The sequence below is a fragment of the Streptomyces sp. NPDC055287 genome (assembly GCF_053646035.1).
In genome coordinates, this window is record NZ_JBSHNE010000003.1 from 16,543 (window position 1) to 32,128 (window position 15,586).

The following is a 15,586-nucleotide window of genomic DNA, read 5'->3' on the forward strand; positions in this document are numbered from 1 at the left end:
TGTCAGCCCTTCTGACCGGCGGAACCGGCCGCGTCGACAGGAGCGGGCGCGGCAGCGGTGCGGCCGCTCGCGCGCCTACCGGGGCCGCCCGGGACCTGGGCTGGTGGTACGGACAGGGCCAGCAGAGCGACATCGTCCGCGGGGGCCTGCGGAAGTCCCTGGAGCAGGGCCACGGCGTCGTCGACCAACGCGGTGGCGTCGGCCGGGCCGGTGCGCCGGGAGAGGAAATCGGCCACGCCGCTTTCTCCGAGCATCGTCTCGTCGGCGAGGCGGGATTCGGTGAGTCCGTCGGTGTACAGCAGGAGTGCCTGGCCGGGCCCGAGATGGAGGCGGCGGGAGGTGAAGGCCGCCTCCTCGAGTGCGCCGACCAGCATCCCTCCCTTGATGTGTACGGCTTCCACGCGTACTCCGCCGCCCGGCCGCTCGTGGATGTGGTAGGCGGGCGGGTGGCCGCCGGAAGCCACGGTGATGTCGAATCCCGTCTCCACCGCGGGTTCGAGGAATCCGAACAGGCAGGTGCAGAAGCGGCTGCCGACCGAAGCGTCCAGGAGCAGCGCAGCGTTCAGCGCGGCCAGCACCCCTTCGGGCTCCTCGTGGTGGTGGGCGGCCTCGCGCAGCGTGTAGCGCGTCAGCGAGGTGACGGCCGCGGCCTCGGCGCCCTTGCCGCACACGTCGCCGAGGAAGAACGCCCATCGCGCTCCTCCCAGCGGGAAGACGTCGTAGAAGTCGCCGCCGACGTCCTGCGGGGACGCGGTCTGATAGTGGCAGGCCAGTTCGAGTCCGGGAACGGCCGGCAATGCCGGGGGCAGCAGTGTCCGTTGCAGGGCGGAAGCGAAGTCCTCGAGGCACGCCTTGTCCCATTCGGCCCGCTTCCTCGCGGCCTGCTCGGCCTTGCGCCACTCCTGTTCCGCGCGGAGCGCGTGCAGCGAGGAGAGCCGCAACTCCAGCTCGTCGAGGACGATCGCGGCAAGGTCCGCCAGGGTTTCCATATCGGCTTCGCTGATCGCCCGGGGCCGGGTGTCCAGGATGTTCACGGTGCCCAGCTTGTGCCCGTCGGGCGTGGTGATCGGGGCCGCGGCGTAGAAGCGCACACCCATTTCTCCGGCGACCAGCGGATTGGAGCGCGCCACGGGGTCGGCGAGTGTGTCGGGGATGACGGTGATCCCGTCGGCGAGGACCGCCGAGGCGCACAACCCCGGGTCGCGGCCGATCTGCCTGACTCCGTCGAGGCCGCTGGCCGCCTTGAACCAGATCCGGTCGCTGTCGACGATCGTCACCGTGGCCACCGGGACGTCGAAGAGCCGGGACGCCAGCGCCGCCACGCGGTCGAACGCTCCATCAGGAGGCGTGTCGAGGATGTCGTAGCGCCGCACGGCTTCCATCCGGGCCGCTTCCCGCTCCGGGGCCGGTGGACGTGGGACGCGTACCGCCGCTCCCGGCGAAGGCGCCGGTACCGATGCTGGCATCGTTGAGCTCTTCCAGTCCCGTCGGCCTCCGCACGTCCGACGACACCGGTGACCTTACGCCAAGCGGGGTGTTCAGGGCCCGTCTCGCGGGGTGCCGGCGAGGGCGCAAAACAGCGTCGGTCCGGGGGTTTTGGCCATGGCCTCGACGTACAGAAACCCTCTGCGGTACCGGCAACGCACCAGAATGCTTGCCGCATAGCAACTGTGGCAGGATGAGCCCGGCCGTACATCCGGACCATTCGGTTGCGATGCGCACAGCCGGTCCCCTGTCGGGCGGTCCACGGGGGCTTGCGGAACGAGGGGCGGGATCAGGATGACTGTGGGCCAGGGGTCGGGCAAGAGGGCCGCCGTGCGGGTGCGTGACGCCGAGCGGGGCAGTGCGGCGGGCGCGGTGGGAGAGCCGGAGCTGCGGCAGCTGCTCGCCGGGCTCACCGCCGTGCGCGACGGCGATTTCGGTACCCGGCTGCCCGCGGACAGTGACGGACTCCTGGGGGAGATCGCCACCGTCTTCAACGGCATGGTCGACCAGCTGTCGCTGTTCACCTTCGAGGTGACCCGGGTGGCCCGCGAGGTCGGCACCGACGGCCGCCTGGGCGGCCAGGCACACGTGCCGGGGGTGGACGGTACGTGGAAGGACCTCACGGACTCCGTCAACGCCATGGCCGGGAACCTCACGACGCAGGTGAGGGACATCGCCCAGGTGGCGACCGCCGTGGCCAGGGGCGACCTCTCGCAGAAGATCACCGTGGATGCCCGCGGTGAGATCCACGCGCTGAAGAAGACCATCAACACCATGGTCGACGAGCTGTCCGCGTTCGCCGACGAGGTGACCCGCGTGGCCCGCGAGGTCGGCACCGACGGCCGCCTGGGCGGCCAGGCACAGGTGCCCGGTGTGGGCGGGACCTGGCGGGACCTCACCGATTCGGTGAACTTCATGGCCGGCAACCTCACGGCGCAGGTGCGGTCGATCGCCCAGGTCGCGACCGCCGTCGCCCAGGGCGATCTGACCCGCAAGATCGACGTGGACGCGCGCGGCGAGATCCTCGAACTGAAGACGACCATCAACACCATGGTCGACCAGCTCTCCGCGTTCGCCGCCGAAGTCACCAGGGTGGCCCGCGAGGTGGGGACCGAGGGACGTCTCGGCGGCCAGGCGGACGTCAAGGGCGTCTCCGGTACGTGGAAGGACCTCACCGAGTCCGTGAACGTGATGGGCGACAACCTGACCGCACAGGTCCGGTCCATCGCCCAGGTCACGACCGCCGTCGCCCAGGGCGACCTCTCCCAGAAGATCCGGGTGGACGCGCGCGGGGAGATCCTGGAGCTGAAGGAGACCATCAACACGATGGTCGACCAGCTGTCCGCGTTCGCGGACGAGGTGACCCGGGTGGCCCGCGAGGTCGGCACCGAGGGCAACCTCGGCGGCCAGGCCACCGTGCGCGGAGTGTCGGGCACGTGGAAGGACCTCACCGACAACGTGAACGTCATGGCGTCCAACCTCACCAGCCAGGTGCGGTCCATCGCCCAGGTGGCCACCGCGGTGGCCCGCGGCGACCTCTCCCAGAAGATCACCGTCGAGGCGAAGGGCGAGGTGGCCGCTCTCGCCGGGGTGATCAACACGATGGTCACCACCCTGTCCGCGTTCGCCGACGAGGTGACCCGGGTGGCCCGCGAGGTCGGCACCGAGGGAATCCTCGGCGGCCAGGCGCAGGTGCCGAACGTGGCGGGCACCTGGAAGGACCTGACGGAGAACGTCAACTCCATGGCGAACAACCTCACCGACCAGGTCCGCAACATCGCGCAGGTGACCACCGCCGTTGCCCAGGGCGACCTCACCCGCAAGATCGACGTGGACGCGCGCGGCGAGATCCTCGAACTGAAGACGACCATCAACACCATGGTCGACCAGCTCTCCTCCTTCGCCGCCGAAGTCACCAGGGTGGCCCGCGAGGTCGGCAGTGAGGGGCGCCTGGGCGGCCAGGCCGAGGTCGAAGGCGTCTCCGGTACGTGGAAGCGTCTGACGGAGAACGTCAACGAGCTGGCGGGCAACCTCACCAGACAGGTGCGCGCCATCGCGGAGGTCACCGGCGCCGTGGCCGAGGGAGACCTCACCCGTTCCATCACCGTGGACGCGTCCGGTGAGGTCTCCGAACTCAAGGACAACATCAACTCCATGGTGGAGTCGCTGCGCGAAACCACCCGGGCCAACCAGGAACAGGACTGGCTCAAGACCAACCTCGCGCGCATGTCCGGGCTGATGCAGGGCCGGCGTGACCTCAAGGTCGTGGCCGAGCTCATCATGGACGAGCTGACCCCGCTCGTCGGCGCGCAGTACGGCGGCTTCTACCTGGCACAGGAACACGGCGGAGCCGGCGAGCTGGAGCTCATCGGCTCGTACGGTCATCCGGGCGACCCCGCGGACGCCGAACGCCCGGTGCGCTTCCGGTTCGGCCAGTCCTTGGTCGGCCAGGCCGCGCGCAGTCGCCGTACGATCGCGATCGACGAGCTGCCGCCCGGGTACATTACGATCTCCTCGGGACTGGGGTCCACCGACCCGGCCAGCCTGATCGTGCTGCCCATCGTCGTCGAGGGCCAGGTGCTCGGCGTGATCGAACTGGCCTCGGTCACCGCGTTCACCGAGGTGCACCGCGACTTCCTGGACCAGTTGATGGAGACGGTCGGAGTCAACGTCAACACCATCGTGGCGAACGCCCGTACCGACGAGCTGCTCGGCGAGTCGCAGCGGCTCGCCGCCGAGCTCCAGGCCCGGTCCGGGGAACTCCAGGTACGTCAGGAGGAGTTGCAGAACTCCAACGCGGAACTGGAGGAGAAGGCCGCTCTCCTGGCCACCCAGAACCGCGACATCGAGACCAAGAACCTGGAGATCGAGCAGGCACGCCAGGAACTGGAGGAGCGCGCCCGGCAGCTGTCGCTGGCCTCCAAGTACAAGTCGGAGTTCCTGGCCAACATGAGCCACGAGCTGCGCACCCCGCTCAACAGCCTGCTGATCCTGGCCCAGCTCCTGTCGCAGAACCCGACCCGTAACCTGACGCCCAAGCAGGTGGAGTACGCGGGGATCATTCACTCGGCCGGTTCGGATCTTCTCCAGCTCATCAACGACATCCTCGACCTGTCGAAGGTCGAGGCAGGGAAGATGGACATCAGTCCCGAACGCGTCCCGCTGCGCCGCCTGCTGGACTACGTGGAGGCGACCTTCCGGCCGATGACCGCCCAGAAGGGACTCGACTTCCGTATCAGCGTCGCTCCCGGGGTGCCCACGGACCTGATCACCGACGACTCCCGGCTGCGGCAGGTGCTGCGCAACCTGTTGTCCAACGCGGTCAAGTTCACCGAGGAGGGCGCCGTGGAGCTGCGGATCGCCCCGGCGGCCGAATCGGATGTGCCCACGCACGTACGCGATTACGGGGCCGCCCTGTCCTTCCGCGTCCTGGACACGGGTATCGGTATCGCCGAACCGCAACTCGAGGCGATCTTCGGGGCCTTCCAGCAGGCGGACGGCACGACCAGCCGCAAGTACGGCGGCACCGGTCTCGGTCTGTCCATCAGCCGCGAGATCGCGCACCTCCTCGGCGGCGCCATTCAGGCGACCAGCGTCCTCGGCGAGGGCAGCACGTTCACCCTGCACCTTCCGGTGGCCCGGTTCGAGGAGCGCGAGCCGGCGCCCGCGGACGAGGACACCCAGCAGCCGCTGGCACTGTCCGCCTCCCCCCTCGTCCCCGCACAGCGCCGCCTGCTCGTCATAGAGGACCGGCCGCGCGGCCTTCTCTCCCTGGTCGCCGAGAGCGCCGTCGCCGAACTGGCGGAGAACCACAGCCTCGTCGATGCCCGCGGGCCGGTACGGGTGCGCACCGCCGTGGGACCGGAGGAGGCGGCCGCCGCGCTCGCAGCGGAACCCTGCCACTGTGTCGTACTGGGCCTGGACATGCCCGGCGGCGCCGCCATGCATCTGCTGGAGGCGCTGAACGGTGACCCCGCCCTGCGTCAGGTGCCGGTGCTCGCCCACCACACGCGCCGACTGGACCACCAGCAGGAGCGCCGGCTGCTCGAACTGGCCCGTATGAAGCCGCTCGAACTGCTGCCGAGTCTGGACGAACTGCGGGAGCGCATCGCCCTGCATCTGACGGCCGAGCGGCCGTCCGACGTGCTGCCCCTGGCGCGGTCGGCGGATTCCACGGCGCACACCGCCGCCCCGCTGGGGCTGGAGGAGGGCCCGGACAGCCAGCTGTCGGGGCGGGTGGTCCTGGTCGTCGACGACGACGCCCGCAATGTCTACGCGCTGACCGGGATCCTGGAGACCCAGGGCATGCAGGTCTTGCACGCCGACAACGGCCGCAAGGGGCTGGAGGTGCTCTCCCGGCACGACCGCATCGAGCTGATCCTCATGGATGTGATGATGCCCGAGATGGACGGTTACGCCGCGACAGCAGCGATCCGGGCCATGCCGGAGCACGCGGATCTGCCGATCATCGCGGTCACCGCCAAGGCCATGGAGGGCGACCGCGAGAAGAGCCTGGCCGCCGGCGCCAACGACTACATCACCAAGCCGGTCGACGCGGACGCTCTTGTAGCCTGCATGATCCGCTGGCTGAACCGGTGACCGGGGGCAACCAGCGGCTCAGCGCACTCGCCGCGACCGTCGAACAGCTGCGCCAGGACCTCGCGCTGGCGCAGGAGTCCGCCGACGCCCGCGCGCTGATCGGGATCGCCACCGGCATCCTGGTCGAGCGCGGTCACGGCGGGCCGACGGAAGCCGCGCAGCACCTGGAGTCGCTGGCGGAAGCCGCCCGGCTTCCGCTGCTGGAGCTGGCGGCCGACGTCGTCAACGCCGCGTCCGGCGACGCCGTCACCGAGGTGCTGCCACCGACCACGGCGAACGGGGACCCGCACGGCGCTCCCGGGGCGGTGCTGCGGCTGCGGGCCGCCGAGGCCGGCTCGCTGTCCAGTGATCCGCAGTCCGCGGCGGAGTCGCTGCTCGACCAGGCGCTCGCCCCCCTCGGCGCGGATTCACTGGCCCTGTGGGCGGCCGGGCAGGACGGTGCGCTGGTCCTGGCGGGCCACGCCGGATTCCCGCGCGGGGAGGCCGAACGATGGAGGTACGTCCCGCCCGGCGTCGGCACCCTCGCGCAGCGGGCGCTGGGCGAGCGCAAGCCGCAGTGGTACGGCAGCCTGCCCGTCGGCGCGCTCGGCATCGGCGGGCGCCGCGGCGGGGCCCGGGCGGTACTGCCCGCGGAGAGCGCCGGCCGCATTCTCGGCGTACTGGAAGTCTGCTGGCCGCACCCCCAGCCGCCGCTCACCGCCGCCACCACCCGGCAGCTCGACGCGCTGGCCGATCTGTGCGCGCACACGCTGCCGGGCACGGACCTGGACGGAAGCCGGCCGGCTCATCACCCCGACGACGCCACGACCGCGCTGGGCGATCTGGCGGACGGCCTTCTCGATCCGGCGCTGGTGCTGCTTCCGCTGATCGACGGCCAGGACGCGGTGTCGGACTTCCGCATCGCCCACACCAACGCCCACTTCACCGACCTGGCCGGGCGCCCCCGCAGCGCGGTCACCGGCATGAGCCTCCTGGAGGCGTACCCGCTGACCGCCAGCGAGGGCGGTCTGTACGAACACGTTCTGCGGGTCCATGCCACGGGTGAGCCCTTCCGCGCCGAGCGGATGGCCCTCGGCACACTGGTGGCCGACGTATCGCTCAGCACGGTCGCCTCGGTGGGAATGGCGCGGTTCGGCGACAGCGTGCTGCTGACCTGGCGCGTAGAGAGCGAGACGACGAGGCTGGCCGAACTCCTGCAGCACGCGCAGCGGCTGGGCCGTATCGGCGGCTTCGAAGAGAACATCGTGAGCCGCCAGATCATTTGGAACAGCCAGCTGTTCTCCCTCTTCGGGCTGCCGCCCACCTCGTCGCCGGTGCCCTTGGAAAGGCTGCACAAGCACGCCCACCCGGACGACTCGGTGGCCATCGGCCGATTTCTGCGCACCCTGCTGCACCACCGCCACTCCGCTTCCACCGCGTTCCGGCTGCAACGGGCGGACGGCGTGGTGCGCCACATCCGTATCGTCGCGGAGCCCGTCACCGGCCCGGTCGGCCAACTGGTCGCCATCCGGGGGGCCTATCAGGACGTCTCGTCCCAGCACTGGACCGAGGTCGCCCTGGCCGCGACTCGTGACCGGCTGGCCGACTCGGAGCAGCAGTCGGCCGAACGCAACCGCCTCGCTCTCCAGCTCCAGCAGGCGATCATGCCTCCCTCTCCCCCGGCGGTCGACACGTCCGGGCTGCGGGTCGCCGTGCGGTACCGGCCCGCCGAGGAGGGCCACTTGGTGGGCGGCGACTGGTACGACGCTGTCGTGCTGCCCTCAAAGATGGTGATGCTGGCGGTGGGCGATGTCGCCGGTCACGGAATCAAGGCGGCGACCGGCATGGTCGTACTGCGCAACGCCCTGCGGGGTCTTGCCGCCACCGGAGCCGGGCCGGCTCAGCTCCTCGGCTGGCTGAACACCGTGGCCCATCATCTGACCGACCAGGTGACGGCCACGGCGATCTGCGGCATCTACGACCCCGAGACGCGGCAGTTGCGCTGGGCACGCGCGGGTCACCCGCCGCCCGTTCTGGTCCGGGGCGGCGAGGCCACCGCCCTGCCACTGCCGGGCGGCATCCTGCTGGGCGCCGTGCCGGAGGCGCCGTACGAGGAACGCCTCGTCACACTGGAGGCCGAGGACCGGCTGCTCATGTACACCGACGGGCTGATCGAGCGGCGCGATCTCTCGGTTCAGCAGTCGCTGGAGCATCTGCTGTCGATCGCCCGGGAGCCGGACGCGGCGGCCGCGGAGCTCGACAAGTACCTGGACCGGCTGCTGACCCACAGCCGCTCGGACACGGATGACGACACGTGCCTGATCGGTGTGCACGTGAACGCTTGAATCTCCCTCAGGGGGAGTTCCTACCGTAGCGGCGAGCGCGGACGGCCTGTGCGGCCGATCCCGCGGGACAACGCGCGTGAGGAGCGACATTCATGACGGCATTCGTATTGGTCCCGGGCGCCTGGACCGGCGGCTGGATATGGCAGGAAGTGGCCGCCGGGCTGCGGGAGTCGGGGGCCGAGGCGTATCCGGTGACACTCGGCGGCATGGGCGACCGCCACCGGCCGGCGGGGCCGGACACGGATCTGGAGACGCACATCCAGGATCTGGTGGAGCTGATCGACCGGGTGGACGCGCCGGAGGTCGTGCTCGTCGGGCACGACTACGGTATCCACCCGGTGCTGGGCGCCGCCAGCCGGCGCCCCGCGCGGATCGCGCGGATCGTCCATGTGGATACGGGCATACCCCAGGACGGCGACCCGGCGCTGCAGCTCGTCCCCGACCAGGCGGTCCGCGACCGGCTGCTGGGCGGCGCCGCCGATCCGGCCGAGGACGACTCGCCGGTGCCCCCGCCGGCACCCGAGGAGTGGCAGCGCTGGGGCAGCGTCGTCGGCATCCCCGAGGAGGCGCTTGACCGGCTGACCCGCCTGGCCGTGCCCCAGCCGCGGGCCACGCTCACCCAGCCGCTCCGGCTGTCGGGGGCGGGCTCAGGGCTGCCGACGACCGGCGTCCTGTGCACAGCAAACGGGTCGAGCATCGCCATGGTCGAGGCCCGGGTGGGACTCGGGGACCCCCGGTTCCAGGCGCTCACCGACCCGCGGGTGAGCTTCTTCGAACTCGGCACCGGGCACTGGCCGATGCTCTCCTCCCCCCGCGAGCTGGCCGGTGTGCTGCTGCGGGCCGCCGCCGGAGAAGGGCACCGGATATCCGCGACGGCGGGCGAGCTGCCCACGCATCTGCGGCCTTTCCTGCTGGATGTTCCGGAGCGGCGCCGCGAGCGGGTGGGCCGGGTCGATCTCCACCTGCCCGACGCCGGCCGGCCTCGTCCGGCGGTGGTGTTCGTCCATGGCGGCCCGGTCCCCGCACAGGTACGGCCGACGCCGCGAGACTGGCCGGCGATCGTCGGCTACGGCCAGTACGTGGCGAGTCTGGGAGCGGTCGGCGTGACGCTGGACCACCGGCTCCATGATCTGGCCGACTACGGGCGCGCCGCCGAGGACGTCGCCGAGGCGGTCGCGCTCGTACGGGCCGATCCGCGTGTCGACGGGGAACGCGTGGCGCTGTGGTACTTCTCGGGTGGCGGGCTGTTGTGTGCGGACTGGCTCGCGGCACCACCACCGTGGCTGCGGTGTGTGGCGACGACCTATCCGATTCTCGCGCCGCTGCCGAACTGGGGGCTTTCCGGCTCCCGGTTCCGTCCTGCCGCCGCCGTGCGTACGGCGGGACGGTTGCCGATCGTGCTGACCCGGGTGGGCCTGGAACTCCCGGAGATCGCGGCGACGGTCGAGGAGTTCCTGGGCGCCGCGAAGGACTGCGAAGCCAATGTGGAGGTGGTCGACGTACCACTCGGTCACCACGGGTTCGAGACGATCGACCTGACCGAGGAGTCGCGGGAGGCCGTGGACCACGCGGTGCGGTCCGTGCTGGCGCACCTGGAGAGCTGACGCCGTCGTCGGGGCGGCGTGGCGCCGGTGGTGACGGCCGACGCCGCCGCCCCTGTCGGGGAGGTGGTCGTGCTCAGGCCGGGGAACGCGTCACAGGAAGCGGCGCAGGGGCAGGACGGTCACTTCGCGGGCCCGCTGTGCGAGCGAGCGTCTCTTCCAGCGGCCTTCCCGGATCAGTTCGCTCACCGCCAGATCCTGGTCGAAGTGCGCGTCGAGTGTCGCGGTGAACTCCTCGTCGAGGACCGCGAGCATGACCTCCTCGTCGTGATCGAGGGAGCGGCGGTTGAAGTTCGTCGAGCCGGTCAGCGCCGCACAGCCGTCGACAGTGATGACCTTCGCGTGCATCATCGTCGGCTGGTACTGGTAGATCTTCACGCCGCAGGCGGTGAGGTCTTCGTAGAAGTGCTGGCCGGCCAGCTGGCAGACCCGCTTGTCGGTGTGCGGGCCCGGCAGCAGAATCTCCACTTCCACCCCACGCCGCGCGGTGGCGCAGAGGAGCTCGACGAAGTACGCGTCCGGTGAGAAGTACGCGGTGGCCAGCCGGAAGCGTTCCTCGGCCGATTCGAGCACGACCCGGAGCAGGGTCTGCATGTCCTGCCAGCCCAGGCTGGCGGAGCCCCGCACCACCTGAACCACCGCGTCGCCCTGCGGGCGGTGGTCGATGAACCGGTCCCGCTCGTCGAAGAGTTCGTCGTGGCACTCGGCCCAGTTCTGCGCGAACGCGGCAGCGATGCCGTCCACCGCGGGTCCCCGGACCTGTACGTGGGTGTCGCGCCACTCGTTCTTGTTGCGCGCGTCGCCGCACCACTCCTCCGCGATCCCCACTCCGCCGGTGAACGCGGTCTGCTCATCGACGACGAGGACCTTGCGGTGGCAGCGGTGGTTCTGCTTGAAGGGGGAGAGATAGAGCGGCTTGCGGAACCAGGCGACCTGCACGCCGGCCCGTTCCATGATGTCCAGCTGCTTCGCCTCGATCAACCGGCTGCCGAAGCCGTCCAACAGCAGCCGTACCCGTACACCCGCGTCGGCTCGCTCCGCGAGCGCCTGGGCGAATTGTCGGGCTATGTCACCCTTCCAGTACACGAAGGTCATCATGTCCACGGTGTGCTGGGCCGAGCGGATGGCGTCCAGCATCGCCTCGAAGATCTGATCTCCGTTGCGGAGCGGGACGAGAGCGTTCCCCTCGGTCGCCGCGATGCCTATCAGCCGCTCGAGACGGCGGCGTATCCGCGCGCCGCGGGCGTCGGCGGATGTCGTCGCGGTCTGCGCTCCGAGGACGGTTCCGGACATCTCCGGCGGCTCCTTGGTACTGGTCATGGCATCACCCGGCCGGCACGGGAACGGGGAACGGGGCCGCGGCCCGGTCCGGCGCGAGCTGGCGCGGCGAGCCGACTGTACCCCTGCGGACGGGGAGTGCCGGTACCCCGCACCCCTCCTGGCCGCTGTCAATTTCCTCCCTTTTGCGGCGTTTTCGTGTGTTCTATACGTCGCCGGTGTCCAGCCGCCGTCGAGCGGCGCGACGCCGCAGCCACAACGGCAACGCGTACCAGCAGACGCCGAACCAGAGCATGACCGCACCGACCAGCACCCCCGCGAGGAGATCGGGTGCCACGACCCGGAGAATGAGCAGGAGCGTGCACCCGATGGTCAGGGCGAGGAAGACCATGCCGCACATCATCAGGCGGCCGGCGACCTCCACCACGTCGTCCTTCATGCGCTCGCCCGACAGGAAGCGGTGGATGGACACGGGCGCTATCAGCGAGCCGGTGGCCGCCGCGCCGAGGACCACGGTAATGACGTAGACGACCCGGTCGAAGGTGTGCAGATCCCGGAACAGCTGGGTGAACGCCACGCTGAGCAGGAAACCGAAGAGGATCTGCACGCCGGTCTGCGCGACCCGTGTCTCCTGCAGTATCTCGTTCCACCGGCGGTTGACTCGTTCGTGCGGCGATTCCGCCGCCTCGAGCCCGGGTTCGGGCTCTGCGTTCGCTCCGCACGACTCACAAGCGGCCTCTCCCGTATCCGGCTCGGCCGACTGCCCGGTCATGGTCATGGCATCCTCCAGGGTCCAGGAGACCAGTTGCCCCGCTCAGGCCGCTCCATGCAGGTCCGCGGCGCGGCGACCCCGACGCAGTTGGACGGAGCGGCGCGGGAGCCATACCGGCCGAGCGGTGGAACGGGACCAGTGGTGAGGTGGCGGCAGGAATCGGCTCCCGCGTCGCGCAGTCGCAAACGGGGTTCAAAACCCTGTGGAGACAGGCAGCGGCGACGACCATGATGGCGGCATGAGCGACCGCGCGTTTCCCATAGAGGCCCTGCTCGTTGTGGACGTGCAGTCGGCCTTCGTCACCGGCGACGGGGCGGTACCCGACGCCGCCCGGCTCCTGGACCGGACGAAGGACCTGATCGTACGGGCACGAAGGAGCGGGGCGCTCGTCGTCCACCTTCAGAACGACGGGCCGCCCGGAGCGGACGACGAGCCCCATACGCCCGGCTGGGAACTCCACCATCCTGTCGAGACGCGCCCCACGGAGTGCGTGATCCGCAAGTCCGAGGACGACGGCTTCCACGAGACTTCGCTGGGAAGCCTGTTGGCCGACTCGGGCGTACAGGCGCTCGCCATCTGCGGCATGATGTCCGAAATGTGCGTCCAGGCTACTGCCCGTACGGCGCTGGCACTGGGGTACCGGGTTGTCCTGCCGCACGACGGGCACGCGACGCACGACATCCCGGCGGCGCCCGGAATCAGCGAGGCCATCCCGGCCGCCGCCGTCTCACGGGTCGCCGAGTGGGCGCTCGGCGACGAGGTCGAGATCCTCGCTCACGCCGCGGACGTCACGTTCACGGCCCTGCCCGCACGCCTTGCTGAGACTTCCGGGCCCGGGCCACACTGACGGACCGTTCAGTGGTGCGACCGGGTCCAGGTGTAGCGGACCTTCTCCCTGGCCTGCGCTCCCAGGCGGGAGTAGAAGTGGATCGCACCCTCGTTCCACACGGGCGTCTGCCACTGGATCTCATCGATGCCCAACGCACGGGCCCTGGCCGCGACCGCGTCCATCATGAGAGGGCCAAGGCCCAGTCCACGATGCTCGGCACGCAGGAACAAGCAGTCCATGTGCAGGTACTCGCGGCCCTCCCACGTGGAGACCTCGGGTGCGCAGGTGGCATAACCGGCCAGCCGGCCGTCGGGCAGTTCGGCGACCAGGCAGTGCAGCCGGGGCGTACCCGGTCCGAACATGAGGCCCGTCAGGCGTGCGGCCAGATCCGCCGGGGGCGGGGCTGCTTGTTCGTACGCCGCGTGCTCGGCGGCGAGTTCCACCACGTGCGGGAGGTCGGCCGGACGGGCGAGGCGTACGTGCGCGGTGCAGGTCGTCGAACGCTGCCCGAGACGGTGTCCGCGTTCCGTGGCCCGGTGAGCGAGTTCAGTCATCCCGCCATCATGCACAGCCCGGCCGGTCGCGGGCTCGCGTCGGGTGCGCGCTGTCGCCTCTCACGCAAGCACCACGGTGTGTACGGTACGGACCAACGCGGGCGAAGGGTGCGGTCGTGAGCAGCACACACCGGGTCGAAGTGACCCGGGAACAGGTACTGGCCCACCGGGTCGCGGCCCACGGTTTCGCGCGCTCCTCCCCCGCACCGGACGTACTGGCCCTGGGGGCGCAGGACACGCCGAGCGGGTCGGCCCGGCTTGCGCTGGCCGCACGGGGCGCGTCCCCCGAGGGGCTTGAGCTCGTATGGTCGTTCCGCGGCGCACCCCATCTGCACCGGCGTGCGGAACTGCCGGCCCTCGCCGCCGCCCTCTGGCCGGTGGACGACGCCGACGCGACGGCTCGGATCAACACCGCGGTGATCAAAGAGGGAGCCCGGCTCGGTATCGAGGCGTTCCGGGTCACCGCCGGGGCGTTTCGCGAGGTGGTGACCGCGCCGATGGCCAAGGGTGAGGTCAGTACGACGGTCAGTGCGTCCGTACCGAAGTCCTTGACGTACTGGTGCGAGTCGTGCGGCGCGCAGCACATCTCCGGGCTGCTCTTCCAGCAGGCCGGGATCTTCGGAGGGGTCGGTGTCCGGCCCGAAGGCCGCAGGACCGTACTGGCGCCGCTGGGCGAGAGGTTTCCGGTACCTGCCGCGGCCTCCGGGACCAGCGAACTGGTCCGCGCCTATCTGCGCTTCCTCGGCCCGGCCACACCCGCCGAGGTGGCGAAGTACCTCGGTACCAGACCGGCCCTCGTGAAGTCGGTGTGGCCGGACGCTCTGGCCGAAGTGTGGCTGGACGGCAGGAAGACATGGCTGCCTGCCTCCGACCTGGACGCACTGCTGTCGGCGAAGAGCCCGAAGCTCGTACGTCTGCTGCCGCCGGGCGATCCGTTCCTCCAGGCACGCGACCGGGGACTGCTCGTTCCGGACAAGGGGAGAGAGAAGGAGATCTGGCGTGCGATCGGCGGGCCCGGCGCGCTGCTGGCCGGCTCGGAGATCGCCGGTACCTGGCGCGCCAAGGCCACCGGCCGCAAGCTCGACCTGACGCTCACGCCCTTCGGGCCGCTGTCCGCCGCCGTCCGCCGCCAACTGGAAGCGGAGGCCGACACTGTGGCCGCGGCCCGCGGTGCAGCGGAGGCTCGGCTGCACATCACCTAGGGCGCATTCTTCCCCGTCGAAACAGCTGAGGGGGCGTGCGCCGGCGTGCGGTAATCTGCGGCGGACGATCAAGCTCAGGGGTGGGGACTTCATGAGGCAGGACTTGACGCGGTGCATCGTCCCGGCGGCGCTGGCGGTACTGGTGCTGGCCGGCTGTTCGTCGGCGCCGGACGGCGGCGCGGCCGCGCGGGACGAGCCGGCCAAGAAGCGGGGCGCGCAGGCCGGGGCGAGGGCGGGGACCACGGCCGAGGGTGCGCCCCTCGGCGGCGCCGGCACGCCGTGCGCCCTGCCCGTCTCGTTCAGCACCGCGCCCGACTGGAGCGCGGAGAAGGTGACGGCCGGGGACGACCCCGAGTTCGCTTCGCTCGCGAAGCAGGGCACGGTCGAGCTCGTCTGCGAGATCGACGCCAAGCCGGCCGGGAACATCGGCTTCCTGCGGGTCTGGACCAGCGACGGCACCGGCACACCGCGCAAGGTGCTCGAAGACTTCATGGCGGACGAGAAGAACGCCGGGACGATCCGCTACCGCGAGACGAAAGCCGGCGAACTCCCGGCCACCGAGGTCACCTACGTCATCACCAGCGAGTTCCTGGACGAGCCGAAGAAGGAGCGGGCGCTCGCCGTCACTACCCGGAAGGGCGCGGCGGTGCTGCACCTGGGCGGGCTGGACACGCAGGAGCATCAGCAGATGCTCCCGGCGTACGAGCTGGCGAAGAAGACCATGGCAGCCACGGACTGACGGCCGCCCCGACCTCGCGATGCCGCCGACGGAACGAACGGGCCGTCTGCCCGAACCGGTCCGCTCCTCCTGCTCGCCGTCCTGCTCAGCCGTCCTGCTCAGCCGCCTGTCCCGGCCGCTCGTACCGCTGCCCGGCCTGGACGAGCCGGGGGAATCGCCCCACGTGGCTGAACAGCGGGTGGCAAAGGGCCGTACAACACCTT

10 protein-coding genes are annotated in these 15,586 nt (G+C 70.6%); 6 read left to right on the forward strand and 4 right to left on the reverse strand.

Annotated features, from left to right (window positions below; all coding sequences use genetic code 11):
* Positions 1-2: 2 nt before the first annotated feature.
* Positions 3-1,382 (reverse strand): PP2C family protein-serine/threonine phosphatase, encoded by a 1,380-nt coding sequence (locus tag ACWIHY_RS06280; protein ID WP_454374451.1) that lies wholly within the window; start codon positions 1,380-1,382, stop codon positions 3-5.
* Between the two features lie 403 nt (positions 1,383-1,785).
* On the opposite strand from ACWIHY_RS06280, the gene ACWIHY_RS06285 reads away from it, so the two are divergent.
* The 3 genes from ACWIHY_RS06285 (at position 1,786) to ACWIHY_RS06295 (ending at position 10,012) form a co-directional block, all read left to right on the forward strand.
* Positions 1,786-6,084 carry a HAMP domain-containing protein gene (locus ACWIHY_RS06285; RefSeq protein WP_454374770.1) on the forward strand — a complete coding sequence of 1,433 codons (4,299 nt, stop codon included), beginning with the start codon at positions 1,786-1,788 and terminating at the stop codon, positions 6,082-6,084.
* On the forward strand, positions 6,081-8,408 hold the full coding sequence (locus ACWIHY_RS06290; RefSeq protein WP_454374452.1) for a SpoIIE family protein phosphatase: 2,328 nt from the start codon (positions 6,081-6,083) through the stop codon (positions 8,406-8,408). Before ACWIHY_RS06285 ends, ACWIHY_RS06290 begins: the two co-directional genes overlap by 4 nt.
* Positions 8,409-8,500: 92 nt before the next feature.
* Positions 8,501-10,012 carry an alpha/beta hydrolase gene (locus tag ACWIHY_RS06295; protein ID WP_454374453.1) on the forward strand — a complete coding sequence of 504 codons (1,512 nt, stop codon included), beginning with the start codon at positions 8,501-8,503 and terminating at the stop codon, positions 10,010-10,012.
* A gap of 90 nt (positions 10,013-10,102) precedes the next feature.
* Here the strand turns inward: ACWIHY_RS06295 and ACWIHY_RS06300 are convergent, their stop codons facing one another.
* Positions 10,103-11,302 (reverse strand): phospholipase D-like domain-containing protein, encoded by a 1,200-nt coding sequence (locus ACWIHY_RS06300; RefSeq protein WP_454374771.1) that lies wholly within the window; start codon positions 11,300-11,302, stop codon positions 10,103-10,105.
* Between the two features lie 190 nt (positions 11,303-11,492).
* Positions 11,493-12,065: a DUF6328 family protein gene (locus ACWIHY_RS06305; protein WP_454374454.1), complete on the reverse strand. Its 573-nt coding sequence runs from the start codon at positions 12,063-12,065 to the stop codon at positions 11,493-11,495.
* A 232-nt stretch (positions 12,066-12,297) separates the two neighbouring features.
* On the opposite strand from ACWIHY_RS06305, the gene ACWIHY_RS06310 reads away from it, so the two are divergent.
* Complete coding sequence (locus tag ACWIHY_RS06310; RefSeq protein ID WP_454374455.1) at positions 12,298-12,906, forward strand: isochorismatase family protein; 609 nt, start codon at positions 12,298-12,300, stop codon at positions 12,904-12,906.
* 8 nt (positions 12,907-12,914) lie between these two features.
* Here the strand turns inward: ACWIHY_RS06310 and ACWIHY_RS06315 are convergent, their stop codons facing one another.
* Positions 12,915-13,442, reverse strand: a complete 528-nt coding sequence (locus ACWIHY_RS06315) for an N-acetyltransferase family protein (protein ID WP_454374456.1) — start codon at positions 13,440-13,442, stop codon at positions 12,915-12,917.
* 116 nt (positions 13,443-13,558) lie between these two features.
* Between ACWIHY_RS06315 and ACWIHY_RS06320 the strand changes: the two genes are divergently transcribed.
* A complete protein-coding gene (locus tag ACWIHY_RS06320) occupies positions 13,559-14,644 on the forward strand; it encodes a DNA glycosylase AlkZ-like family protein (RefSeq protein WP_454374457.1) in 1,086 nt (361 codons plus the stop codon).
* A 91-nt stretch (positions 14,645-14,735) separates the two neighbouring features.
* The gene (locus tag ACWIHY_RS06325; protein WP_454374458.1) at positions 14,736-15,383 is read left to right on the forward strand and encodes a lipoprotein; all 648 of its coding nucleotides are present in this window, start codon (positions 14,736-14,738) and stop codon (positions 15,381-15,383) included.
* Positions 15,384-15,586 lie beyond the last annotated feature (203 nt).

Bases quoted from the DNA above. Each gene is read 5' to 3' on its own strand.
- ACWIHY_RS06280 (WP_454374451.1), bottom strand. From the start codon at position 1,382: ATGGAAGCCGTGCGGCGCTACGACATCCTCGACACGCCTCCTGATGGA.
- ACWIHY_RS06295 (WP_454374453.1), top strand. From the start codon at position 8,501: ATGACGGCATTCGTATTGGTCCCGGGCGCCTGGACCGGCGGCTGGATA.
- ACWIHY_RS06300 (WP_454374771.1), bottom strand. From the start codon at position 11,302: ATGTCCGGAACCGTCCTCGGAGCGCAGACCGCGACGACATCCGCCGAC.
- ACWIHY_RS06305 (WP_454374454.1), bottom strand. From the start codon at position 12,065: ATGACCATGACCGGGCAGTCGGCCGAGCCGGATACGGGAGAGGCCGCT.
- ACWIHY_RS06310 (WP_454374455.1), top strand. From the start codon at position 12,298: ATGAGCGACCGCGCGTTTCCCATAGAGGCCCTGCTCGTTGTGGACGTG.
- ACWIHY_RS06315 (WP_454374456.1), bottom strand. From the start codon at position 13,442: ATGACTGAACTCGCTCACCGGGCCACGGAACGCGGACACCGTCTCGGG.
- ACWIHY_RS06325 (WP_454374458.1), top strand. From the start codon at position 14,736: ATGAGGCAGGACTTGACGCGGTGCATCGTCCCGGCGGCGCTGGCGGTA.